Below are 23,542 nucleotides of genomic sequence, written 5' to 3' on the forward strand. Positions count from 1 at the left end.
GGGGAGTTCCGAAACTTATGCACGTGAATGAGGCCGATCGTCGGCCCGATGACCGGAGGATCCCGATGGACGACCGTGCCGTCGCCGTGGTCGGGATGGCCTGCCGCGTCCCTGGCGCCGAGGACATCCACGCCTTCTGGCGGATGTTGCACAACGGCGAGGACGCGATCACCGAGCCGCCCGCGGGCCGCAGCCACGACGTCCCGGAGCTGGCACCGTTCCGCCGGGGAGGGTTCCTCGACCGCGTCGCCGACTTCGACGCCGGGTTCTTCGGGATCTCCCCGCGCGAGGCCGCCGCGATGGACCCGCGCCAGCGGATGGTGCTCGAACTGAGCTGGGACGCCCTGGAGGACGCCTACCTGCCGCCGGACAGCCTGCACGGCAGCGCCACCGCCGTCTTCCTCGGCGCCACCGGCGACGACTACGCCTCGCTGGTGCACCGGCACGGCGCCGACGCGCTGTCCCACCACTCCATCGCCGGTCTGAGCCGGGGCCTGATCGCCAACCGGGTGTCGCACCGGCTCGGGCTGCACGGGCCCAGCCTGACCGTCGACACCGTCCAGTCCTCCTCGCTGGTCGCCGTGCAGATGGCCTGCGAGAGCCTGCGCTCGGGCGCCGCCCGGCTCGCCCTCGCCGGCGGCGTGCACCTCAACCTGGCCCCGGAGAGCACCCTCGCCTTCGCCCGCTCCGGCGCGCTGTCGCCGGACGGCCGCAGCTACACCTTCGACGCCCGCGCCAACGGCTTCGTCCGCGGCGAGGGCGCCGGCGTGGTCGTCCTCAAGCGCCTCGCCGACGCCGTCGCCGACGGCGACCCGGTCTACTGCGTGCTGCTCGGCGGCGCCGTCAACCACGACGGCGCCGGCCAGGCCCTGACCGTCCCCGACCGCGACGCGCAGCAGGCGCTGCTGCGGCAGGCGTACGACCGGGCCGGGGTCGACCCGGAGCAGGTGGCCTACGTCGAACTGCACGGCACCGGCACCAAGGTGGGCGACCCGGTCGAGGCGAGCGCCCTCGGCTCGGTGCTCGGCAGCGCCCGCGACGCCGGACAGCCGCTGCTGGTCGGCTCGGTGAAGACCAACATCGGCCACCTCGAACCGGCCTCCGGCGTGCTCGGCCTGATCAAGGTCGCGCTGTCGATGAAGCACGGGGTCCTCCCGGCGAGCCTCAACTACACGAGCCCGAACCCGGACATCCCGCTGGAGCAGTGGAAGCTGCGGGTCAACGCCGAGGCCCGGCCGTGGCCCGAGGGCCCGCGGCTGGCCGGCGTCAGCTCCTTCGGCGTCGGCGGCACCAACTGCCACCTGGTCGTCGCCGCCCCCGAACCGACGGACGCCCCTGCCCAGGACGCCCCGGCGCAGGAGGCGCCGGCCGAGGACGCCCCGGCGCAGGGCACCGCGGTGCCCGTCGTGGTCTCGGGCGCGTCCGCCACCGCCGTCCGGGCCCAGGCCGAACGGCTGCGGCAGTGGCTGGAGTCCCGGCCCGAGCTGCGCCCGGCCGATGTCGGCCACTCCACGGTGACGACCCGTTCGGCGCTCAAGCACCGCGGCGTCGTGGTCGCCGCGGACCGCGCCGAACTGCTGGACGGCCTCACGGCGCTGTCCGCGGGCGAGCCGTCGTCGGCCGTCGTGGCGGGCTCCGTCGCCGAGACCGGCCGCGGCGTGGTGTGGGTCTTCCCCGGCCAGGGCTCCCAGTGGGTCGGCATGGCCCGGGGCCTGTGGGAGTCGTCCCCGGTGTTCGGTGCCCGCATGGACGAGTGCGAGCGGCTGCTCGGCGGCCTCGTCGACTGGTCGCTGCGGGACGTGCTCGGCGACGAGGCGGCGCTGGCCCGGGTGGACGTGGTCCAGCCCGCGCTCTTCTCCGTCATGGTCTCGCTGGCCGAGGTGTGGCGTTCGGCCGGTGTGCTGCCCGACGCGGTCGTGGGGCACTCCCAGGGCGAGATCGCGGCCGCCTGCGCGGCCGGCCTGATCTCGCTGGCCGACGGGCTCCGGCTGGTCGTCGGGCGCAGCCTGGCCATCGACGCCGGGCTCTCCGGCCGCGGCACGCTGGCCTCGCTGGCGATGCCCGCCGACCAGGTGGACGAGTCGCGGGTCTCGGTCGCGGCGGTGAACGGCCCGAACGCGGTCGTGATCGCCGGCGCCGTCGACGCGGTGCGCGAGGTCGTGGCCGAGTGCGAGGCGAAGGGGATCCGCGCCAAGGTCATCCCGGTCGACTACGCGTCCCACTCCTCCCACGTGGAGGCGATCCGGGCCGAGGTGCTGCGGGCCGCCGAGGGCATCACGGCGACCGACAGCGGCGTCGCGTTCTACTCGACGGTCACCGCCGCCCCGGCGGAGGCGGCCGAGCTGGACGCCGAGTACTGGTACCGCAACCTGCGTCAGCCGGTTCGGCTGTCGGAGACCATCACGGCGCTGGCCGAGGACGGGTACCGCGTCTTCCTGGAGATCAGCCCGCACCCGGTGCTGACCACGCCGCTGGAGGACACGGTGGCCGCCGCGGGCGTCGAGGGCGCCGCGGTGGTCCAGGGCACGCTGCGCCGGGGCGAGGACGAGGCCCGCCGCCTGCTGCTGTCCATGGCCGAGCTGTACGCGCTGGGCCTGCCGGTCGACTGGCGGCCGGCCCTCGCGGGCGCCCGGCGGGTGGAACTGCCCACCTACGCCTTCGAACGGCAGCCGTACTGGGTCTCCGGCCCGCAGGGGTCGCTGCCCGTGCCGCAGTCGGCGGGCCTGGCGAGCGCCGAGGCCCCCCGGGACGCCGGGCCCGTCCGGGCGGAGCCCGCCGGGATGCGCGAGCAGGACCTGTGGAAGCTGGTCCGCTCGCAGGCCGCGGTGGTCCTCGGCCACCCCGACCCGGCGCTGATCGGGGCCGACAACACCTTCAAGGAGCTCGGCTTCGACTCGGTGACGGCCGTCGAGCTGCGCAACCGGCTGAACACCGCGGCCGGCCTGCGGATGCCGACCTCGCTGCTGTTCGACCACCCGACCCCCGGCGCGGTCGTCCGGCACATGCGCGAGCAGCTGTCCGGGCCCGACACCGACCGCGCCGCCCACGAGGCGGACGCCGCGCTCACCCCCGCCGCGCAGGCCGACGACCCGATCGCGGTCGTCGGCATGGCCTGCCGGCTCCCCGGCGGCGTGAACTCGCCGGAGGAGCTGTGGCGGCTGGTCTCCGAGGGCGGCGACGCGATCACCGGCTTCCCCGAGGACCGCGGCTGGCAGGTGGCGCCCGGCGCGGACTTCCCGCGCTGGGGCGGCTTCCTGGCCGGCGCCGCGGACTTCGACGCCGCCTTCTTCCGGATCAGCCCGCGCGAGGCGCTGGCGATGGACCCGCAGCAGCGGCTCGTGCTGGAGACGGCCTGGGAGGCGCTGGAGAGCGCCGGCCAGGACCCGGCGGCGCTGCGCCGCAGCCGGACGGGCGTCTTCATCGGCGCCATGGCCCAGGACTACCTGCCGCACCTGGAGGACGTCCCCGACAACCTCGGCGGCCACGCCCTGACCGGCAGCGCCACCAGTGTGGTCTCCGGCCGGGTCGCCTACGCGCTGGGCCTGGAGGGCCCGGCGGTGAGCGTCGACACGGCGTGCTCGTCCTCGCTGGTGGCGATGCACCTGGCGGCGCAGTCCCTGCGCTCGGGTGACTGCTCGCTGGCCCTGGCGGGCGGCGTGACGGTGATGTCGACGCCCGGCATGTTCATCGAGTTCGCGCGCCAGAACGGGCTCGCCGCGGACGGCCGCTGCAAGGCGTTCTCCGACGAGGCGGACGGCACCGGCTGGTCCGAGGGCGTCGGCGTGCTGGTGCTGGAGCGCCTCTCCGACGCGCGGCGCAACGGGCACCGGGTGCTGGCCGTGCTGCGCGGCAGCGCGGTCAACCAGGACGGCGAGAGCAACGGGCTCACCGCCCCGAACGGGCCGTCGCAGGAGCGGGTCATCCGCCAGGCGCTGGCCGGCGGGGGCCTGTCCCCGGCGGACGTCGACGCGGTCGAGGCGCACGGCACCGGCACCTCCCTGGGTGACCCGATCGAGGCCCAGGCGCTGCTGGCCACGTACGGGCAGGACCGCGAACAGCCGCTCTGGCTGGGGTCGGTGAAGTCCAACATCGGGCACACCCAGGCCGCGGCGGGCGCCGCGGGCGCGATCAAGATGATCATGGCGATGCGGCACGGCGTCCTGCCGCGCACGCTGCACGCCGCGGCGCCGACCCACCAGGTCGACTGGTCGTCGGGCGCGGTGGAGCTGCTCACCGAGCAGCAGCAGTGGCCGGCCACCGAGCGGCCGCGCCGGGCCGGTGTCTCGTCCTTCGGGATCAGCGGCACCAACGCGCACGTCATCCTCGAACAGGGCGACCCCGTCGAGTCGGCGCAGCCGGCCGAGGAGCAGGAGCCGACCGGCCTCGTGCCGTGGCTGGTCTCGGCGCGCGGCCAGCGCGCGCTGGCCGGGCAGGCGAAGCGGCTGCACGCCGCGGCGTCCGCCGAGCCGGCGCCGCGGGTGGCCGACCTGGCGCACTCGCTGGCCGCCGACCGGACGGCGTTCGACCACCGCGCGGTGGTGCTCGGCTCCGGCCGGGAGGAACTGCTGGCCGGGCTGGACGCGCTGGCCCGAGGCGACCGCTCCGCGGCCGTGGTCACGGGCAGTGCGGCGACGGCGCCCGGCGTCGGCGTCCTGTTCTCCGGGCAGGGCAGCCAGCGCCTCGGCATGAGCCGCGAACTGGTCGCGACGTTCCCGGCGTTCGCCGCGGCCTGGCGCGAGGTCTGCGCCGAGCTGGACCCGCTGCTGGAGCACGCGATCGACGACGTGGTGGCGGCCGAGCCCGACTCCGAGCGGGCCTCGCTGCTGAACGAGACGGCGATGACGCAGCCGGCCCTGTTCGCCTTCGAGGTGGCCGCGTTCCGGCTGCTGGAGTCGCTGGGCGTCACCCCGTCCGTCCTGGTCGGGCACTCGATCGGCGAACTGGCCGCCGCGCACGTGGCGGGGGTCTTCTCGCTCGCCGACGCGGCACGTCTGGTCGCCGCCCGCGGCCGGCTGATGCAGGCCCTGCCCCGCGGCGGGACCATGCTGGCCGTCCAGGCCGACGAGGACGAGGTCGCCGACGCGCTGGAGGGCTACGAGGAGTCCGTCTCGATCGCCGCGGTGAACAGCCCCACCTCCGCGGTGGTCTCCGGCGCCGAGGACGCGGTCGCCGAGGTCGAGACGACGCTCGCCGCGATGGGCCGCAAGACGACCCGGCTGCGGGTCTCGCACGCGTTCCACTCGCCGCTGATGGAGCCGATGCTGGCCGAGTTCCGCGAGGTCGCGCGGTCGGTGTCCTACGCGGCGCCGCGCATCCCGGTGGTCTCCAACGTCACCGGCTCCCTCGCCGAGGACGGCGCGCTGGAGCAGCCGGAGTACTGGGTGCGCCACGTGCGCGAGGCCGTGCGGTTCGCGGACGGCGTGCGCGCCGCGGTGGCGGCCGGGGCCGAGGTCCTGGTCGAGGTCGGCCCGGACGGCGTCCTGTCCGCGATGGCGCGGGAGACCCTGGCCGACTCGGCGCCGGACCTGCCGGTGGTCCCGGTCGTCCGCAAGGACCGGTCCGAACCCCGGGCCGCGGCCGAGGCGTTGGCGCGCCTGCACGTCGCGGGCGTGCCGGTCGACTGGCAGTCCTACCTCGGCGCCGTCGGCGCCGCCGGGCGCCACGTCGACCTGCCCACCTACGCCTTCGACCGGCAGCGTTACTGGGCGCAGCGCGCGAAGCCGCAGGGCGACGTCGGCAGCGCCGGTCTCGCCGCGGTCGAGCACCCGTTCCTCGCCGGCGCCACCGACCTCGCGGTCGGCGACCAGCTGTTCCTCAGCGGCCTGGTCTCGCCGGCCGACGACCCCTGGCTGGCCGACCACGCCATCTTCGGCAACGTGGTCTTCCCCGGCACGGGCTTCGTCGAGGCGGCGCTGCAGACCCTGGACGGCGCCGGCTGCCGGAGCGTGGAGGAGCTGACCCTCCTGGCCCCGCTGGTCCTCGGCGAGGAGCCCGTCCGGCTCCAGATCATCGTCGGCGCGCCCGAGGAGTCGGGCCGTCGCCCGATCGGCATCCACTCGCGTCCGTCCTCGGCGACGGGCGCGTGGACCACGCACGCGACCGGTTTCCTGGCCACCGGGGCGGGCCCGGTGCCCGACCCGTCCGGCTCCGAGGTGTGGCCGCCCGCGGGCGCCACGCCGGTCGAGCTGGCCGGCTTCTACCCGGAGCTGGTCGACCGCGGCTACGTCTACGGCCCGGCCTTCCAGGGCCTGCGCGCCCTGTGGCGGCTGGACGACGAGGTCTACGGCGAGGTCCGGCTGCCCGCCGACGTCCCCCGCGCCTCGGCCGGGTTCGCCGTGCACCCGGCCCTGTTCGACGCGGCGCTGCACCCGATGCTGTCGCTGCTGACCGGCTCGGAGCCCGGCCGGGTGCTGCTGCCGTACGCCTGGTCCGGGGTGACCGGCCACGCGCCCGGCGGCACGGACCTGCGGGTCCGGATCGCCCGCAAGGACGCCCACGAGGTGTCGGTGCAGATCTCCGGCCCCGCCGGCACCCCGGTGCTGTCCGTGGAGTCGCTGTCGCTGATGCCGGCGTCCGTCGAGCAGTTGTCCGGCGGGAAGACCGCCGACGCCCTGTACGCCGTCGACTGGACGGCGCTGGAGGCGGCCGCCTCCGGCGCCACCGCGCCGGAGTTCGAGTTCGCCCACGTGGCCCCGGCGGCCGGCGCGGACGTTCCCGCGGCGGCGCGGGCGACCGCGCAGCGGGTGCTCGACCTGGTGCAGAAGCGGCTGCGCGACGAGCGCTCCGACCAGCACCCGCTGGTGGTCGTGACGCGTGGCGCGGTGGCGGTCACCCGGGACGAGTCGCCCGACCTGTCCGTCGCGCCGGTCTGGGGCCTGCTGCGCTCGGTGCAGGCCGAGCACCCGGGCCGGTTCGTCCTGGTCGACACCGACGGGGAGCAGGCGTCGCTGCGGGCGCTGGAGGCGCTGGACCTGTCCGGCGAGCCGCAGCTGGCCCTGCGCGGCGGCGTGGCGTACGTGCCGCGGCTGACCCCCGCGCCGACCGCGCGGGCCGCGGCCCCGGCGTGGGACCCGGAGGGGACGGTGCTGCTCACCGGCGCCACCGGCGCGCTCGGCGCGCTGTTCGCCCGGCACCTGGTGGCCGAGCACGGCGTGCGGCACCTGCTGCTACTCAGCCGGCGCGGATCGGCGGCACCGGGTGCGGCCGAACTGGCCGCGGAGCTGACCGCGCTCGGCGCGGGCGTCACGCAGGCCGCCTGCGACGTGACCGACCGGGCCGCGCTCGCCGACGAGCTCGCGCGGATCCCGGCCGGGGCGCCGCTGACCGCGGTCGTCCACCTGGCGGGCGTGCTCGACGACGGCGCCGCGGATTCGCTGACGCCGGACCAGCTGGGCCGGGTGTTCGCGCCGAAGGTCGACGCCGCCTGGCACCTGCACGAGCTGACCGCGGACCTGGGCCTGTCGGCCTTCGTCCTGTACTCGTCCGTCGTCGGGACGCTCGGCAACGCCGGCCAGGCCAACTACGCCGCGGCCAACGCGTTCCTGGACGCCCTGGCCGCGCACCGCGCGGCCGCCGGCCTGCCGGCGGCGTCGCTGGCGTGGGGCCCGTGGGAGCTGGGCATGGCCGGCACCCTCGGCCAGGCCGACCTGGCGCGGTTCCGGCGCAGCGGGATGGTGCCGCTGGACGCCGCGAAGGGCGCCGCGCTGTTCGACGCCTCGCTCGCCCTCGACACCGCGGTGGCGGTGCCCGTCGTGCTCGACGTGGCCGCGCTGCGCCAGCAGGAGTCGGTGCCCGCGCTGCTGCGCGGACTGGTCCCGGCCCGGCCGCAGCCCGTCGAGGACCGGAGCGGACCGGCGATCGCCCAGCGGCTGGCGGACCTGATGCCCGACGAGCAGCGCACCCAGCTGCTGGACCTGCTGCTCTCCACCGCCGCCGTGGTGCTGGGCTACCCGGACGTCGACGACATCGACGCCGAGATGTCCTTCAACGAGATCGGCTTCGACTCGCTGAGCGGCATGGAGTTCCGCAACCAGGTCAAGAAGGACACCGGGGTCCAGCTCCCCGCGACGGTGATCTTCAACTACCCGACCCCGGCGACGCTGGCGGTCCGGATCCAGGAGCTGCTGTTCCCGAAGGACGAGCCCGACGCGGACCTGCCGGCGGGCGACGAGGACCTGGCAGCCGACCAGTTGGATGACGAGATCGACGGCCTGGACCTCGACGACCTCATCCAGCGCGCGATGAATGAGTAGTGGGATGATGAAGACTGAAGACCTGAAGGCCGTACGCGCGTTCGTCAAGCAGCATCTGGACGGCCGGTACGCCGAGTTGGACGCGTTCGAGGACAAGCCCTCGGAGGTGTACGAGCGGTTCCGGGAGACCGGGCTGGCGAACTGGTGGCTGCCGCAGTCGCTGGGCGGCCGGGGGCTGGGCCTGGAGGACGGGGTCGAGCTCGTCAACGAACTCGCCTACGGGGACGCCGGGGTGGCGTTCACGCTGTTCATCTCGGTGCTGGGCACCAGCATGGTGGAGCTGTACGGCTCGGAGGAGCTGAAGAAGCGCTACCTGGCGCCGATGGCCGAGCGCGGCTCGTTCTGCGCGACGCTGGGCAGCGAGCGGGTGGCGGGCAGCGAGCTCGGCAAGATCGACACCGTGGTGGCCGTGGACGGCGACGAACTCGTCGTCACGGGCGAGAAGTTCTTCTCCACCAACACCGACTTCGCGGACTTCCTGCTGGTCGTCGGCCGCTCGGCCGAGGACCCGGAGCAGTCCTCGATGGTGCTGATCCCGCGCGACACCCCCGGCATCGAGATCGTCAAGCGCTGGGACGTCATCGGGGTGCGCTCCTCGTTCACCTACCAGGTGAGCCTGAAGGGCTGCCGGGTGCCGGTGGCCAACCGGCTGGAGGGCTCGGGCCTGCGGCTGCTGGAGATCGGCCTGAACGCCAGCCGGATCCTGATCGCCACCACCGCGCTCGGCATCGCCCGCCGCATCCGCGACCTGTGCATGACCTATGCCAAGACCAAGCCGCTGCGCGACGGCGTCCTGCTGGACAACCCCGTGTTCGCGGCCAAGCTCGGCCAGATGGAGATGCAGATCGACGTCATGAAGAGTCATCTGCTGCGGGCGGGGCGGGACTACGACGCGGTGATGGCGAGCCCGGACGCGGCCGACCTGTGGCACCGGCAGGGGACCCTGAAGTCCGCGCTGACCGCCAAGATGTTCTGCGGGCAGACCGGCTGGGACATCGCCACGGTCGGCTCGGAGATGTTCGGCGGGCTCGGGTACACCCACGAGTCGCCGATCAACAAGCTGATGCGGGACATGCGCTACATCTCGGTGGTGGAGGGCGGTGACGACGTCCTGCGCGACCTGGTGTTCAGCCGCTACGTCATCCCCGTCCCGCGCCGCTCGTAGCACCGGCCGGCACGTCCGACGGGCCCCGGCCCCGCGCGTCCGGCGCGGGGCCGGGGCCCGTCGTTCACTCCTTGGGGCCGCCGGCCGTTCCTTCCGGGGCCGGCTCCTCCGTGAAGTCGACCTTCTTGAACTGCCGGTTCATCGACTTGGCCAGGAACCAGGTGGCCACGCCGAGGGCGGCGAAGACGACGAAGCCGAGCAGGCCGGGGGTGACCTTCGCGTCGTCGACGGCGAGGTCTGCGGCGAGGTGGACGAGGTTCACGGGGGCACTCATATCTCTATGGTGGCCCGGCTCACGGGGAGCCGGGCCATCGGGGGGTGGTTCAGTCGCGCGTGTCGCCGACGGCCTCGGCCGCCAGGGTGGGGGTGCGCACACCGGCGAACAGGTCGTCCTCCGGCAGGTCCACATCGATCAGGGTACGGGCGAGCTCGTAGTCCTCGGTGGGCCAGACCTCGCGCTGGACCTCCAGCGGCACCCGGAACCACGGGCCGTCCGGGTCGATCTGGGTGGCGTGCGCGATCAGCGCGCGGTCCCGGGTCTCGAACCAGTCGTCGCAGCGCACCCGGGTGGTGATCTCGCGCTCCTTGCGGCCGCTCTTCTCCCAGCCCTCGATCCACTCGCCGTACGGCGAGTCGTGCCCGTGCTCGGTGAGGTACTGGTGCAGGGCCCGGATCCGGCCCATCGGGAAGCCGTGGTTGTAGTAGACCTTCAGCGGCTGCCAGGGCTCGCCCGCCTCGGGGTAGGCGTCCGGGTCACCGGCGGCGTCGAAGGCCACCATGGTGATCTTGTGGGTCATGATGTGGTCCGGGTGCGGGTAGCCGCCGTTCTCGTCGTAGGTCGTGATGACCTGCGGCTTGAACTCGCGGATCAGCCGGACCAGCGGCTCGGCCGCCTCCTTCACGTCCTGCAGGGCGAAGCAGCCCTCGGGCAGCGGGGGCAGCGGGTCCCCCTCCGGCAGGCCGGAGTCGACGAAGCCCAGCCAGGCCTGCTTCACGCCGAGGATGGCGCGCGCCTCGTCCATCTCCTTGCGCCGCACCTCGTGGATGTTCTCCTCGATGTAGGGGTCCCCCTGCAGCTTGGGGTTGAGAACCGACCCGCGCTCGCCCCCCGTGCAGGTGGCCACAAGCACGTCCACGCCCTGCTCGACGTACATGGCCATGGTGGCCGCGCCCTTGCTGGACTCGTCGTCCGGGTGGGCGTGCACCGCCATCAGTCGCAACTGCTCAGTCAACGCCTTGCGTTCCTTCCACATCCTCGGGCGTCCCGCGAAGACCGGTCTGCCCACCGTTCGAACCGCTCGGTACGGGGTCACGCCGCCGCGGAACCGGCCGGCGAGCCGTCCTCGGCGCGGCCGGGCTCCGCCCCCGCCGGACCGGCTGCGGGCGTGCCCCTCCTATAGTGACGGACTGGAGGCGCGTCGCATTCCCCCGCACCGCCCGCGCGGCCCCTCCCCAGGAGAGGACAAAGTCCGATGACTGCAGACACCACCGCCCAGCGGCCGCCCGAGGGCCGTTACGGCCGCAGCGGCGACGGCGAGTCGGACCGCCGCCTGAAGGTGGTCGGCGCGGTCTGCGGCGTCCTGGCCCTGGGCCTGATCGCCTGGCTGGGCGGCTCCTACCTGCTGCGCGAGTCGCAGATCAACGGTTCGGTGCCGACCTTCCAGGTGGTCTCCGACTCCGAGGTGCAGCTGCACCTGAGCGTGCACAAGAGCGACGGGACGGCCGGCACCTGCACCGTCCGCTCGCAGGGGGACGACCACGGCGTGGTCGGCGTGGCGGACTTCCCCGTCCCGGCGGCCGGCTCCGGCTACGAGGCCGACGTCGTCCTGCGCACCACCGCCCGCGGCACCACCGCCGAGCTGCTGCACTGCACGCCGGCCGAGTGAGGCGCATATTTGAGCGGCGGAGCGGGCATCGGTAGGAGGTCCCCCGAACGTTTCCCGTACACCGTGGCGTAACGCCGCCGTCAACGGCGCGCCAACGGCCCTCCCGCTTGTCGGCAGGACTTGTTAGGCTCGTGGTTTCGCCCCTTCCGCACCGGATGGTACGGGAGCGGGCGTTGCTTTGTAGTTGAGACCGAAATCACCGTCGACCCTGCTGACGACTCACACCCTCAGCACCGCCCCGCACCTACGAGGAGCACCCGTGACCCAGACCAGTGAGAACGTGACCTGGCTCACTCAGGCCGGCTACGACCAGCTCAAGGCCGAGCTGGACCATCTGACCGGGCCCTGGCGCATCGAGATCGCCGAGAAGATCGAGGCGGCGCGCGAGGAGGGCGACCTCAAGGAGAACGCCGGCTACCACGCCGCCAAGGAGGAGCAGGGCAAGACCGAGCTCCGCATCCGCCAGCTGACCCAGCTGCTGGAGCGCGCCAAGGTCGGCGAGGCCCCGGCCGACTCGGGCGTGGTGGCCCCGGGCATGGTCGTCACGGTCGCCTTCGACGGCGACGAGGACGACCTGATGGAGTTCCTGCTCGCCTCCCGCGAGGTCGCCGGCTCCGACACCCTCGACGTCTACTCGCCGCAGTCGCCGCTGGGCCGCGCGATCGACGGCAAGAAGATCGGCGACGAGGCCACCTACGACCTGCCGAACGGCAAGCCGGCCATGGTGAAGATCATCAAGGTCGTGCCGCACGCCGGCTGACCCACCCCGAACCGCGCCGAGGGCGGCCGCCCGGTCCCGTGAGGACCGGGCGGCCGCCCTCCGGCGTGCCACGGCCCGGTTCAGCCCGCCGCGGAGCGGTACTTGCGCACCGACAGCCAGGAGAACACCGCCGTGATCACCACGGACCACAGCACCGACACCAGCGCCGCGTGCTGCATCGACCAGGCGCTGTCCACCGGCCCGACCTGGTTGCCGAAGAGGTCCCGGCAGGCCTGCACGGTCGCGCTGAACGGGTTCCAGTAGGCGACGCCCTGCAGCCAGCCCGGCATCGAGGTGACCGGCACGAAGGCGTTCGACACGAAGGTCAGCGGGAACAGCCAGATCAGCCCGGCCGAGGTGGCCGCCTCCGGGCTGCGCACCGACAGGCCGATCAGCGCGCCGATCCAGGAGAACGCGTAGCCGAGCAGGAGCAGCAGGCCGAAGGCGCCGAGCGCCTTGAACACCCCGTCGTGGATCCGCCAGCCGACCAGCAGCGCGACCAGCCCCAGCACCACCACGGTGAACGCGGTCTGGCACAGGTCCGCCAGGGTGCGCCCGACCAGCACCGCCGAGCGGGCCATCGGCAGCGAGCGGAAGCGGTCCACCAGGCCCTTGGTCATGTCCTCCGCGATGCCCGCCGAGGCGCCGGCGGTGGCGAAGGTGACGGTCTGCGCGAAGATGCCGGCCATCAGGAACTGGATGTACGTGTTCGAGCTGGAGTCCGTCCCGGGGATCCGGATCGCGCCGCCCATCACGTACGAGAACAGCAGCACGAACATGACGGGCTGCATCAGCCCGAAGACGACGATCTCGGGGATCCGGGTCATCCGGCGCAGGTTGCGCTTGGCGACCACCCAGGAGTCGTGCAGCGTGGCGGCCAGGCCCCGGCGCGGGGCGGGCATCGCCGCGCCGATGGCGTGTGCGGTGGAGGCGCTCACCTCACTGCTCCTTCCCGGCCGTGACGGCCCGCTGCTCGTCCGGTCCGCGGTCGTCGGGGCCCTCGCCCCGGCCCGCGCCCGCCCGCCCCCGGCCCCGACCGCGGCCCCCGGCGCCCTCGCCGCCCTCGTCCTCGGCCGCCTCCGCGACGTGCCCGGTGAGGGTGAGGAAGACGTCGTCGAGCGTCGGGCGGCGCAGCCCGATGTCGTCGATCTCGATCCCGCGGCCGTCCAGTTCGCGGATCGCGTCGGCGAGCACCCGGGCGCCGCCGCTGACCGGCACGGTGATCCGCCGGGTGTTGCGCTCCACGGTCGGCTCGCCGAGCGCGTACCGGGACAGCGCCGCGACGGCGTCGGCGATCTCGCCGGGCTCGTGCACGACGAGCTCGATCCGCTCGCCGCCGATCTGCGCCTTCAGCTGGTCGGCGGTGCCGCGGGCGATCACCCGGCCGTGGTCGACCACGGCGATGTCGTGGGCGAGCCGGTCGGCCTCCTCCAGGTACTGGGTGGTGAGCAGCAGCGTGGTGCCCTGCTCGACCAGGGTCTCGATGACCTCCCAGAGCGCGAGCCGGTTGCGCGGGTCGAGCCCGGTGGTCGGCTCGTCCAGGAACATCACCGGCGGCCGGACGACCAGCGCGGCGGCGAGGTCCAGGCGTCGGCGCATGCCGCCGGAGTACGTCTTGGCGGTGCGGTCCTTGGCCTCGGTGAGGTTGAACCACTCCAGCAGCTCCAGCGCCCGGGCCTTCGCGGCGCGGGCGCTCATCTGGTACAACTCGCCGACCATGGTGAGGTTCTCGAAACCGGTGAGGTACTCGTCGACCGCCGCGTACTGGCCGGAGAGGCCGATCAGGCTGCGCACCCGGTTGGGGTGCTTGAGGACGTCGACCCCGGCGACCACCGCGCGGCCGGAGTCGGGGCGGAGCAGGGTGGTGAGGACCCGGACGGTGGTGGTCTTCCCGGCGCCGTTCGGCCCGAGCAGCCCGAGCACCGTGCCCTCGGGGACGTCCAGGCTGACGCCGTCGAGGGCACGTACGTCGCCGAAGGTCTTCACCAGATTCTCGGCTTGGATGGCTGGCGCCATGACCTGCCTCATCTCATCGGACGGATGGAGCGATCTGTCTCACTTTGCCCCTCTTTCGGGTGCGCGGGCGACTCGGTTCTCGCCCACCGAACACAGAACGCGATGTATCGTGAGTCTGGCAACTCGCGATACATCGCGTCAAGGGAATTCCCGTGGAACGAACGGGGCCGTTCAGTCGGCGACCACGTACCCCGCGTCCCTCAACTCCCCGAGCACCAGCGCGCAGTGCTCCGGCCCCTTGGTCTCCAGGTGCAGGTCCACCTCGACCTCGGTCAGCCCCAGCCGCGGGTCGGTCCGCACGTGGGCGACGTCCAGCACGTTGGCGTCCACCCTGGTCAGCACGGCCAGCAGGTCCGCCAGCGAGCCCGGCTTGTCCGCCAGCCGCACCCGCAGCGACAGGTAGCGCCCGGCCGCCGCCAGCCCGTGCCGCAGCACCCGCTGCATCAGCTGCGGGTCGATGTTGCCGCCGGACAGCACCGCCACCACCGGGCCCTCGAACGAATCCGGATGCTCCAGCAGCGCGGCGATCGGCGCCGCCCCGGCCGGCTCGACGACCAGCTTCAGCCGCTCCAGGCCGACCAGCAGGGCCCGCGACAGCGCGTCCTCGGAGACCGTGCGGATGCCGTCCGCCAGCGTGTTGACCACCTCGAACGGGATGTCCCCGGGCCGCCCGACCATGATCCCGTCCGCCATCGTGGCGAACCGCTCCAGCGACACCGGCCGCCCGGCCGCCAGCGAGGGCGGGTACGCGGCCGCGCCCGCCGCCTGCACCCCGACCACCCGGACGTCCGGCCGCAGCGGCTTGACCGCCGCGGCGATCCCGGCGAGCAGCCCGCCGCCGCCCACGCCGACCAGGATCGTGCGCACCTCGGGGCACTGCTCCAGGATCTCCAGGCCCACCGTGGCCTGGCCGGTGACCACGTCCCAGTGGTCGAAGGGGTGGATGAACACCGCGCCGGTCGCCTCCGCGTACCGCTGCGCGGCCTGCAGCGCCTCGTCCACGGTCGCCCCGTGCAGCCGCACCTCGGCGCCGTAGTCCCGGGTGGCGGCGACCTTCGGCAGCGGCGCCGCGAGCGGCATGAACACCGTCGAGCGGACCCCCAGCAGGGCGGCCGCCAGCGCCACGCCCTGGGCGTGGTTCCCGGCGCTCGCCGCCACCACCCCGCCGGCCCGCTGCACCGGGGAGAGCCCGGCGATCCGCAGGTACGCCCCGCGCAGTTTGAACGAGCCGGTGCGCTGCAGGTTCTCGCACTTCAGGTGGACCGGCGCGCCGACCAGCCCGGACAGGTACCGGCTGCCCTCCATCGGGGTGACCCGGGCGACCCCGGCGAGCATCTTCTGGGCCCCGCGGACGTCGTCGAGGGTGATCGGCCAGGTGTGCATGGCGCCAGCCTAGGACCAGGATCACGCGCGATCCGGGACGCCGGGCCTGTTCCCGGGCCCGCCCGGCCCGCGTACGCTGCTGCTCCTGAGCCTCCCTCACCAGCACACCGATCGTGAGCCGCGATGACGACCACCTCGCCCCAGGCCACCGACCGAATCGACCCCCTGCACGCCCAACTCCAGTACCAGCTGGCGGTGTTCTCCCGCCGGATGGAGCAGGTCCGGACCTCCGGCGGTGGCGGCGCCCTGGACCGCGCCGCCTACCTGCTGCTCGACCGCCTGGAGCGGCACGGGCCGGCGAACGTCAAAGCGCTGGCCGACGCCCTCGGCGTGGACTCCTCGACGGTGACCAGGCAGGTCGCCCCGCTGGTCGCGGCCGGGCTGGTCGGCCGGGTGCAGGACCCGGCCGACCGCCGCGCGGTACGGCTCGCGCTGACCCCGGTCGGCTCCGGCCGGCTGGCCGAAGTCCGCGACGGCAGAGCCGAGTTGACCCGCCGCCTGACGGCCGGCTGGCCGCCCGAGGAGCAGCGCGCGTTCTGCACCCTGCTGGCCCGCTTCAACCTCGCGATGGAGTCGTACTCGGCGGACCAGCAGGGGCAGGCGGGTTAGCCCAGCGCCTGGGTGAGGTCGGCCAGCAGGTCGTCGATCGACTCGATGCCCACCGAGACGCGCACCAGGTCGGCCGGCACCTCCAGCGGCGAGCCGGCCGCCGAGGCGTGGGTCATCCGGCCCGGGTGCTCGATCAGCGACTCGACGCCGCCCAGCGACTCACCGAGGGTGAACAACCGCGCGCGGTTGCACACCTCGACGGCCGCCTCCTCGCCACCGGCGACCCGGAACGACACCATGCCGCCGAAGGCCTTCATCTGCTTGGCCGCGATGTCGTGGCCGGGGTGCTCGGGCAGGCCCGGGTAGAGCACCTGGCTCACCTTGGGGTGGCCGGTCAGCAGCTCGGCGACCTTCTCCGCGTTGGAGCTGTGCCGGTCCATCCGGACGCCGAGCGTCTTGATGCCTCGCATGACCAGCCAGGCGTCGAACGGCCCGGAGACGGCGCCCATCGCGTTCTGGTGGTACGCGACCTCCTCGCCGAGGCCCGCCTCGGCGAGGACCAGCGCACCGCCGACCACGTCCGAGTGGCCGCCCATGTACTTGGTGGTGGAGTGCACGACCGCGTCCGCGCCGAGCGAGATCGGCTGCTGCAGGTACGGGCTGGCGAAGGTGTTGTCGACCACCAGCAGCGCGCCGGCGCCGTGCGCGACCTCGGCGAGGCCGGCCAGGTCGGTGATGCCCAGCAGCGGGTTGGACGGGGTCTCCACCCACACCGCGCGGGTGTTGGGGCGCAGCGCGGCGCGGACGTCGTCCAGGTTCTGGGTGTTGGCGACGGAGAACTCGACGCCCCAGCGGGTCAGCACCTTGGCGAACAGCCGGAAGGTGCCGCCGTAGGCGTCGTTGGGGATCACGATGTGGTCGCCCGGCTTGAGGATGGTGCGCAGCAGGGTGTCCTCGGCGGCCAGGCCGGAGGCGAAGGCGAGGCCGCGGGAGCCGCCCTCCAGCGCGGCGAGGCACTCCTCCAGCGCGGTACGGGTCGGGTTGGCGCTACGGCTGTACTCGTAGCCGCCCCGCAGGCCGCCCACCCCGTCCTGCTTGTAGGTGGACACCTGGTAGATCGGCGTGACGACGGCCCCGGTCTGGGGGTCTGCTTCCTGACCCGCGTGGATGGCGAGGGTCTCGAAGCCCTGGGGAAGCTGGTGCTCGGTCATGGCTCCGAGCCTAATGGCCGAACGCCCGCGCGCTCGCTGGAACGGCCGAGTCGGATCCCCGGTGCGGCCGTCCCGGGCTCACCGCTAGCATCTGCACCTGCCGTACACCTGTTCACCGTGCAACAACCGCGCGCCGCCCTGCCGTCGCGCCCCGGGGAGGACCGACCGCATGGGCGCGCCCGAGCGTTCCACCGGCCTGAGCGCATCCGGGCGGGCCGTCACGGCCGTCGCCCTGCTCGCCGGCTTCTACCTGCTCGCCGTCTGCATCATCGGGGGCCTGCTCGCCATCGACGTGGCCCTGTTCCAGGCCTCGGACCGCTTCCACCCGGCGCTGGTCAAGGTCTGGGCGCTGAGCGCCGCGATCGCCTACCCGGTGCTCCGGGTGGTCTTCCTGACCCGCCGTCGCGCGGACGACGGCGAGCTGCCCGGCGTGCCCCTCACCCGCGAGCGCCAGCCCGCCCTGTGGGCCGTGGTGGACCGGATCGCCGAGCGGACGGGCGTCCGCGGACCGGCCGAGATCCGGCTCGTGCCCGAGGTCAACGCGGGCGTCCGGGAGGAGACCAGGATGCTCGGGCTGGTTCCCGGCCCGCGCCACCTGGTCGTCGGCGCCCCGCTGCTGATCGGCCTCACCGAGGGCGAGCTGGAGTCCGTCCTGGCCCACGAGTTCGGCCACTACAGCAACCGGGACGTGAAGCTGGCCGCCGTCACCGTGGCCGGCCGCCGCGCCGTCCTGCACACCATCGGCGGCCTGCACCAGCGCGCCGACCAGCACAAGGCCGAGGAGGCCGCCAAGCTGGCCGCCAAGGCCGAGAAGCGGCTGGCCAAGGGCCGCAAACCGTCCGGGGCGGAGGCCAACGGCGGCGTCGACCGGGCCCTCGCCAAGCTCTTCACCCTGTACGCCAAGCTCTACTTCCGGGTCTCCGAGGCGGTCGGCCGCCGCCAGGAGTACGCCGCCGACCGGGTCGCCGCCCAGCTGGCGGGCCGGGACGCCACCGCCTCGGCGCTGCGCCGGATGCCGGTGCTGGACTCCGCCCAGGGCTTCTACCTCAGCCGCTACGCCACCATCGGCTGGGACGCCGGCCTGCTCCCGCCGCCCGGCCAGGTCTACGGCGGCCTGCAGCACCTGCTGAGCGACCCGGAGCGGCGCAAGGAGCTCGCCGAGTTCGCGCTGGAGCCGCCCGCGGAGCAGCCCGACCCGTACGACTCGCACCCGCCGATCGCCCTGCGGATCGCGGCGATCGAGGCGCTGCCCGACGACGGGCGCGGCCCCGGCGCGGCCGGCCCCGCGCTCGCGCTGCTGCACGACGCCGAGCGGGTGCTGGCCGAGCTGGAGGTCGTCTCGCTGGTCCCCGAGGCGGCCGGCAAGCAGCGGGTCGAGTGGCCCGAGCTGGTCCGCGCGGCGATGCTGGCGCGCGCCCGCGAGGCGGCCGCCCCGGCGTACGCGGCACTGACGGCGCTCGGCCTGCCGGCCGGCGTCCACGGCCTGCTCGACGCGGTCGACGCCGGGCGGGCGTGGGAGTTCACCGACCGGCTGCCGAAGAGCGAGCAGGCGGCCGCCGCCACCGGCAGGGCCGCCCGCGAGTTCGCCCGCCCGGTGCTGCGCGAGGAGCTGGCGCACGCCGCCCTCGTCGCGCTGGCCGAGGCCGGCCTGGCCGGCTGGGAGCTCTCCTGGTCCGGGCCGGCCGAACTCCGGCTGCCCGACGGCTTCGAGGACGGCCTCGACGCGGCCCTCGACGCCGCCTGCCGGGACGGGGCGGACACCGCGCCGCTGCGCGCGCTGCTCACTGCCGCCGGCCTCCCGTCGCCCGCCGTCCCGACCGCCTGACCCGGCCCCCGGCCCCGACAACTTCCCCCCGAGCTCCCCCCGGAAGGATCCTCCTTGATCGGCATCATCATCTTCGCCGTCATCGGCCTCGTCCTGCTGTTCCCGGTCGTCATGACCCGGCTGGCCAAGCGCAAACTGGCCCAGGTCGAGCAGGCCAAGGCCACCATCGCCCGGCACCAGGGGCGCGTGGCCGACGAGGAGCGCGCGAAGAACACCATCTACCCGGAGGACCACGGGCTGATCCTCGGCAAGGACCTCGTCGTGTTCGGCGACCCCGGCCCCGAGGAGGCGGCCGCGCTGGAGGCCGCCAAGACCGGCGACTGGCAGCCGATCGCCGCCTACATCCGCGGCGGCGCCACCTTCGACGTCCGCGGGCGGCGCCTGTACGGCGCGGCCGGCCTGGCGGCCGAGGACGACACCTGGCTGCGCGCCTGGCGCACGGAGCACCCGCAGGACCCGACGGCCGCGCTGGTGAACGCCAACGCCCTGGTCTTCCTGGCCTGGAACATCCGCAGCAGCGCCCGGGCCAGCGAGGTCAGCCGGGAGCAGTTCGAGGGCTTCCACCGCGTCCTGCTCCAGGCCGAGGCGGCCTGCGAGGAGGCTGCCGCCCTCGCCCCCGAGGACCCCAATCCGTACGCCGCCCGGATCGCCGTCGCCATGGGCCTCAACTACCCCAACGACCGCTTCCGCGAGCTCTGGGCCGAGCTGACCGAGCGCGACCCCCACAACTGGGGCGCGCACGACCGGGCCCTGCAGTACTGGTGCCAGAAATGGCACGGCAGCCACGAGTTGATGCACGCCTTCATCGACGGCGCGATCGCCGCCGCCCCCGCGGGCAGCCTGCTCACCCCGCTCAAGCTGTCGGCGTTCTGGGAGCAGTTCGTCCGGGACGGCAAGAACACCCCCGCCTCCTGGCAGAGCCCCGAGGTCGGCGCCGCCCTGGACGCGACGCTCGCCGACCTCGCCGCCGCCGACCCGGAGAACATCCGCGTCACCTACACCCGCGGCTGGCTGGCGTACGCCCTGACCAAGGCCGGCCGGCACACCGAGGCGCTGGCGCAGTACCAGGCGCTCGGCCCGGTCATCCCGCCGCCGTTCAACGGTTTCAACGACCCCCGCCAGGCCTTCGTCGACCTGCGGATCGACGCGGTCCGGGGCGCGGTCGCCGCGGCCTCGTAGGCGGCCCGGCCCAGTACGGCCGCTCCCGGAATCCGGGGGCGGCCGTCCGCGTTTCACCCTGAGCCACCTTTCCCGACCCGATGGAGCAGGCCGTGCTGTTCAACCGCCACAAGACCTCGCTCGTCCCCGCCGACCAGGCGCTGCCCGGCCGCAACGAGTCGGCCTTCACCCTCACCGAGCCGCACACCGTGCTCGGCCACCCGCTCACCGGCCCGTACCCGGAGGGTCTGGAGGTGGCCGACTTCGGGCTGGGCTGCTTCTGGGGCGCCGAGCGCACCTTCTGGCGGCTGCCCGGCGTCTGGACGACGCTGGTCGGCTACCAGGGCGGCTACACGCCCCACCCGACGTACGAGGAGGTGTGCAGCGGGCTGACCGGGCACACCGAGGCCGTCCGGGTGGTGTTCGACCCGGCGGTGATCTCCTACGAGCGGCTGCTGAAGGCCTTCTGGGAGGCGCACGACCCGACCCAGGGCAACCGCCAGGGCAACGACGTCGGCTCCCAGTACCGGTCCGCGGTCTACACCCACTCCCCCGCCCAGGCCGAGGCGGCGGCGGCCACCCGGGACGCCTTCCAGCCCGCCCTGACCACGCTCGGTCACGGCCGGATCACCACCGAGATCGCCCCGGCGGGCCCGTTCTACCCGGCCGAGCCGTACCACCAGCAGTACCTCTCCGAGGCCAAGAACCCGGGCGGCTACTGCGGTCTGGGCGGCACCGGCGCCTCCTGCCCGATCGGCGTGGCCCGCACCGAGGGCTGACCCGGCCCGACCGGGGGTCGGCCACTCAAGGTGAGCGGTCCCCGGTCCGGGCGCAGACTGGAATGGCCAGCAGGGCGGGCCGCGGCCGCCCGTCGGCGGCCGCGCCGGCCTCGGACCCGCCCCGAGGAGAGGAGTGCGCCATGTCCGGTCTCTACCAGCGGAACTTCGACGATCCCGAGGAGGTCCGTCCGTTCGAGGACGGCAAGGGGGAGCTGCGGCTGGTCAACCTGGACGGCGGCCCGGTGGGCCGGGCCGTGTTCGAGCCGGGGTGGCAGTGGTCGAAGCACGTCAAGCCGATCGCCAAGACCGACAGCTGCCAGGCCGCCCACCTGGGGTACGTGGTCTCCGGCCGGATGAAGATCGTCATGGACGACGGCCAGGCGGCCGAGTACGGCCCCGGCGACTTCATGATCTGCCCGCCCGGGCACGACGCCTGGATCCTCGGCGAGGAGCCCTGCGTGATCGTCGACTGGCAGGGCTTCGCCGACTACGCGAAGCGCTGACCCCGGCGCCCGCCGCGCGCCGGGGCGGACGGCCGCCGGGTGGTGCGCCCGCCGGGTCAGACGGCGCTGCCGGCCTTCCAGTCGGCCCAGCCGAGGTTCCAGCCGTTCAGCCCGTTGTCCGGCGCGACGGTCTTGTCCCCGGAGTTCGTCACCTCGACCACGTCGCCGATCATCGAGGACTTGTAGAACCTGTAGCCGTCCGTGCCGCTGTCCTGCGCGCCCTTGGCGTCCTGCAGCCCGACGCAGCCGTGGCTGGTGTTCTGGCCGCCGAAGATCGACGGCGAGGACCAGTAGTTGCCGTGGATGAAGGTGCCCGAGGTGGTGAGCCGCTGGGCGTGCGGGACGTCGGCGATGTCGTACTCGCTGCCGAGGTTCACGGTCTGCGAGTTCATCCGGGTCTGCTCGTACTGCTCCGAGATGACCATCTTGCCGCCCCAGGTCGTGTGGTCGGGGGCCCCGCCGGAGATCTTGTAGACGGCGCTGACCTGGCCGTCCGTGGTGACGGTGAGCTTCTTGGTGGCGAGGTCGGCGACGCTGGTCTGGGCGCGGCCGATGGTGAAGCGCACGTCCTTGGACTGGGTGCCGTAGACGCCCTTGGCGCCCTCGACGTCCTTGAGCCGCAGCTTGAGGGTGACCTTGGTGCCCTTGGCCCAGTACTGCTGCGGCCGGAAGTCGAGCCGGGTGCTGGAGAACCAGTGCCCGACGATCTCGACGCCCGGCTCGGCCGTCACGGTGATCGCCTGCTGGACGGCCTTCCGGTCGCTGATCGGCTTGCTGAAGTTGATCGAGACGGGCATGCCGACGCCGACCGTCGAGCCGTCCTCGGGGGTGAAGTAGCCGACGAAGGTGTTGGCCGGCGTCGCCGTGGTGAAGACGGCGTTGGCGTCCGCCTCCAGCTTGTCCTTGTCGAGGGCGGTCGCCGCGACGGTGTACTTGGTGCCGCTGGCCGGGGCGGTGGCGGAGGTCCAGCCGGTGCCGTCCGCGGCGAGCTGCCCGGCCAGTTCCTTGCCGGTGGAGTCGGTGACCTTGACGGTGCCCAGGGTGCCGCCCGTGACGGTGACCTTGACCGGCTCGCTGAAGCTGGCGCCGGTGGCGCCGTCCGCGGGGGTGACGGTGATGACGGCGGCGGAGGTCCGCGGCGTGCCGCCGGAGCCGGGGGTGCCGCTCGCGCCGCCGGAACCGGAACCGGAACCGGAGCCGGAGCCGGAGCCGGAGCCGTTGCTCCCGCCGTCACCGTTGTCGTTGCAGGCCGCCAGCAGCAGCACCGGCGCGGCGACCAGACCCGCGAGCACTCCGCGCCGGCTCCAGCTGCCTCCGGCCGTCCGCTGCCCGCCGTCCCGTGCCGTCACGTCGTGTCTCCCTGCTGATCATCCCGGGCATTACGGATACAGAAACGCAATACGCCCGTTCACGGTTCCGTCCCCGAAGGGTAAGCGATCGTATGAGATGACCCAACTTCCCACCGAACATGGACAAAACGCCCGGCCTGCGTCGAACAGGCCGGGCGTTCACGATCGGTGGCGGGAAGGAGCCGCTACTCGGCGGACTCCTCCACTGCGTACTCGTCCCACTCCTCGTTGTCGGGGTCGAACTCGGTCTGCGCCGACTCCCAGGTCGCCGAGGCGAGTTCCACGCCCGGGACGTCCCCGAGCAGCGCGACGGGGTCGATGAAGTGGGCGAGCGAGCCGGACGGGTCCACCTCGATGGCCTCGACGGACTGCGCCCGCTCGTCGTCGTCGAGGTACTCGTCCTCGACGACCTGCTGCAGCGCGGCCGCCTTGAGCGCGCCCTCGTCGGTGATCTCCGCGATGAGCTCGATCTTGACCCGGACGTAGCGCGGGGCGTCCTGGTCGGTCGTTTCAGTGCTGGTCATGCGTGCGAGCGTACGGGAAGGGCCGGCCCCTCGGAGAAGGACCGGCCCTGCCGTCTCCCCGCCGGCTCCCCCACCCGGGAGCCGCGGAGACGCGCCGTGCGGCGCGTTGGTGGCCGCGGGAGCCACCGCACCCTGTCGGGCCGGTCGGAACCGGCGCAGGGTCGGGACGACGGCGCCTCCCG

At 73.8% G+C, this 23,542-nt stretch carries 17 protein-coding genes; 9 read left to right on the forward strand and 8 right to left on the reverse strand.

All coding sequences use genetic code 11. The features are described from left to right. Positions 1-65: 65 nt before the first annotated feature. The gene (locus ACPC54_RS14590; RefSeq protein WP_498964879.1) at positions 66-8,252 is read left to right on the forward strand and encodes a type I polyketide synthase; all 8,187 of its coding nucleotides are present in this window, start codon (positions 66-68) and stop codon (positions 8,250-8,252) included. 4 nt (positions 8,253-8,256) lie between these two features. Beyond that, on the forward strand, positions 8,257-9,417 hold the full coding sequence (locus tag ACPC54_RS14595; protein WP_498964881.1) for an acyl-CoA dehydrogenase family protein: 1,161 nt from the start codon (positions 8,257-8,259) through the stop codon (positions 9,415-9,417). Between the two features lie 64 nt (positions 9,418-9,481). Here ACPC54_RS14595 and ACPC54_RS14600 read toward each other — a convergent pair whose 3' ends face one another. After that, the gene (locus tag ACPC54_RS14600) at positions 9,482-9,691 is read right to left on the reverse strand and encodes a hypothetical protein (RefSeq protein WP_498964883.1); all 210 of its coding nucleotides are present in this window, start codon (positions 9,689-9,691) and stop codon (positions 9,482-9,484) included. 49 nt (positions 9,692-9,740) lie between these two features. Further along, positions 9,741-10,649: a mycothiol conjugate amidase Mca gene (gene mca, locus ACPC54_RS14605; RefSeq protein WP_498964885.1), complete on the reverse strand. Its 909-nt coding sequence runs from the start codon at positions 10,647-10,649 to the stop codon at positions 9,741-9,743. 240 nt (positions 10,650-10,889) lie between these two features. Between mca and ACPC54_RS14610 the strand changes: the two genes are divergently transcribed. Together ACPC54_RS14610 and greA are read left to right on the forward strand one after the other, a co-directional pair. Next, positions 10,890-11,303, forward strand: coding sequence for a DUF4307 domain-containing protein (locus tag ACPC54_RS14610; RefSeq protein WP_498964886.1), 414 nt, complete (start codon positions 10,890-10,892; stop codon positions 11,301-11,303). 259 nt (positions 11,304-11,562) lie between these two features. Then, entirely contained in the window at positions 11,563-12,063 is a 501-nt protein-coding gene (gene greA / locus ACPC54_RS14615; RefSeq protein WP_498964888.1) for a transcription elongation factor GreA, read from the forward strand. Positions 12,064-12,143: 80 nt separating this feature from the next. On the opposite strand, the gene ACPC54_RS14620 is transcribed toward greA, so the two are convergent. The 3 genes from ACPC54_RS14620 to ilvA form a co-directional block, all read right to left on the reverse strand. Then, the gene (locus ACPC54_RS14620; protein WP_498964957.1) at positions 12,144-12,965 is read right to left on the reverse strand and encodes an ABC transporter permease; all 822 of its coding nucleotides are present in this window, start codon (positions 12,963-12,965) and stop codon (positions 12,144-12,146) included. 37 nt (positions 12,966-13,002) lie between these two features. Continuing rightward, positions 13,003-14,079 (reverse strand): ATP-binding cassette domain-containing protein, encoded by a 1,077-nt coding sequence (locus ACPC54_RS14625; RefSeq protein WP_498964890.1) that lies wholly within the window; start codon positions 14,077-14,079, stop codon positions 13,003-13,005. A 171-nt stretch (positions 14,080-14,250) separates the two neighbouring features. Then, on the reverse strand, positions 14,251-15,462 hold the full coding sequence (ilvA, locus tag ACPC54_RS14630) for a threonine ammonia-lyase (protein WP_498964892.1): 1,212 nt from the start codon (positions 15,460-15,462) through the stop codon (positions 14,251-14,253). A gap of 123 nt (positions 15,463-15,585) precedes the next feature. On the opposite strand from ilvA, the gene ACPC54_RS14635 reads away from it, so the two are divergent. Beyond that, positions 15,586-16,071, forward strand: a complete 486-nt coding sequence (locus ACPC54_RS14635; protein ID WP_498964894.1) for a MarR family winged helix-turn-helix transcriptional regulator — start codon at positions 15,586-15,588, stop codon at positions 16,069-16,071. On the opposite strand, the gene ACPC54_RS14640 is transcribed toward ACPC54_RS14635, so the two are convergent. Next, entirely contained in the window at positions 16,068-17,222 is a 1,155-nt protein-coding gene (locus tag ACPC54_RS14640) for a cystathionine gamma-synthase (RefSeq protein WP_498964896.1), read from the reverse strand. The two genes, ACPC54_RS14635 and ACPC54_RS14640, sit on opposite strands and share 4 nt — an antisense overlap. A gap of 169 nt (positions 17,223-17,391) precedes the next feature. On the opposite strand from ACPC54_RS14640, the gene ACPC54_RS14645 reads away from it, so the two are divergent. The 4 genes from ACPC54_RS14645 (at position 17,392) to ACPC54_RS14660 (ending at position 21,487) form a co-directional block, all read left to right on the forward strand. After that, positions 17,392-19,047, forward strand: a complete 1,656-nt coding sequence (locus tag ACPC54_RS14645) for a M48 family metallopeptidase (RefSeq protein WP_498964898.1) — start codon at positions 17,392-17,394, stop codon at positions 19,045-19,047. A gap of 54 nt (positions 19,048-19,101) precedes the next feature. Beyond that, the gene (locus ACPC54_RS14650; protein WP_498964900.1) at positions 19,102-20,226 is read left to right on the forward strand and encodes a hypothetical protein; all 1,125 of its coding nucleotides are present in this window, start codon (positions 19,102-19,104) and stop codon (positions 20,224-20,226) included. A gap of 80 nt (positions 20,227-20,306) precedes the next feature. Beyond that, positions 20,307-20,984 (forward strand): peptide-methionine (S)-S-oxide reductase MsrA, encoded by a 678-nt coding sequence (gene msrA / locus ACPC54_RS14655; protein ID WP_498964902.1) that lies wholly within the window; start codon positions 20,307-20,309, stop codon positions 20,982-20,984. A 140-nt stretch (positions 20,985-21,124) separates the two neighbouring features. Further along, positions 21,125-21,487 (forward strand): cupin domain-containing protein, encoded by a 363-nt coding sequence (locus tag ACPC54_RS14660; RefSeq protein WP_498964904.1) that lies wholly within the window; start codon positions 21,125-21,127, stop codon positions 21,485-21,487. A 56-nt stretch (positions 21,488-21,543) separates the two neighbouring features. On the opposite strand, the gene ACPC54_RS14665 is transcribed toward ACPC54_RS14660, so the two are convergent. Beyond that, on the reverse strand, positions 21,544-22,836 hold the full coding sequence (locus ACPC54_RS14665; protein WP_498964906.1) for a L,D-transpeptidase: 1,293 nt from the start codon (positions 22,834-22,836) through the stop codon (positions 21,544-21,546). Positions 22,837-23,021: 185 nt separating this feature from the next. Further along, positions 23,022-23,360, reverse strand: coding sequence for a hypothetical protein (locus tag ACPC54_RS14670; RefSeq protein WP_045703072.1), 339 nt, complete (start codon positions 23,358-23,360; stop codon positions 23,022-23,024). Positions 23,361-23,542 lie beyond the last annotated feature (182 nt).

It is taken from the genome of Kitasatospora sp. NPDC094028 (assembly GCF_049543595.1).
GTDB lineage: Bacteria > Actinomycetota > Actinomycetes > Streptomycetales > Streptomycetaceae > Kitasatospora.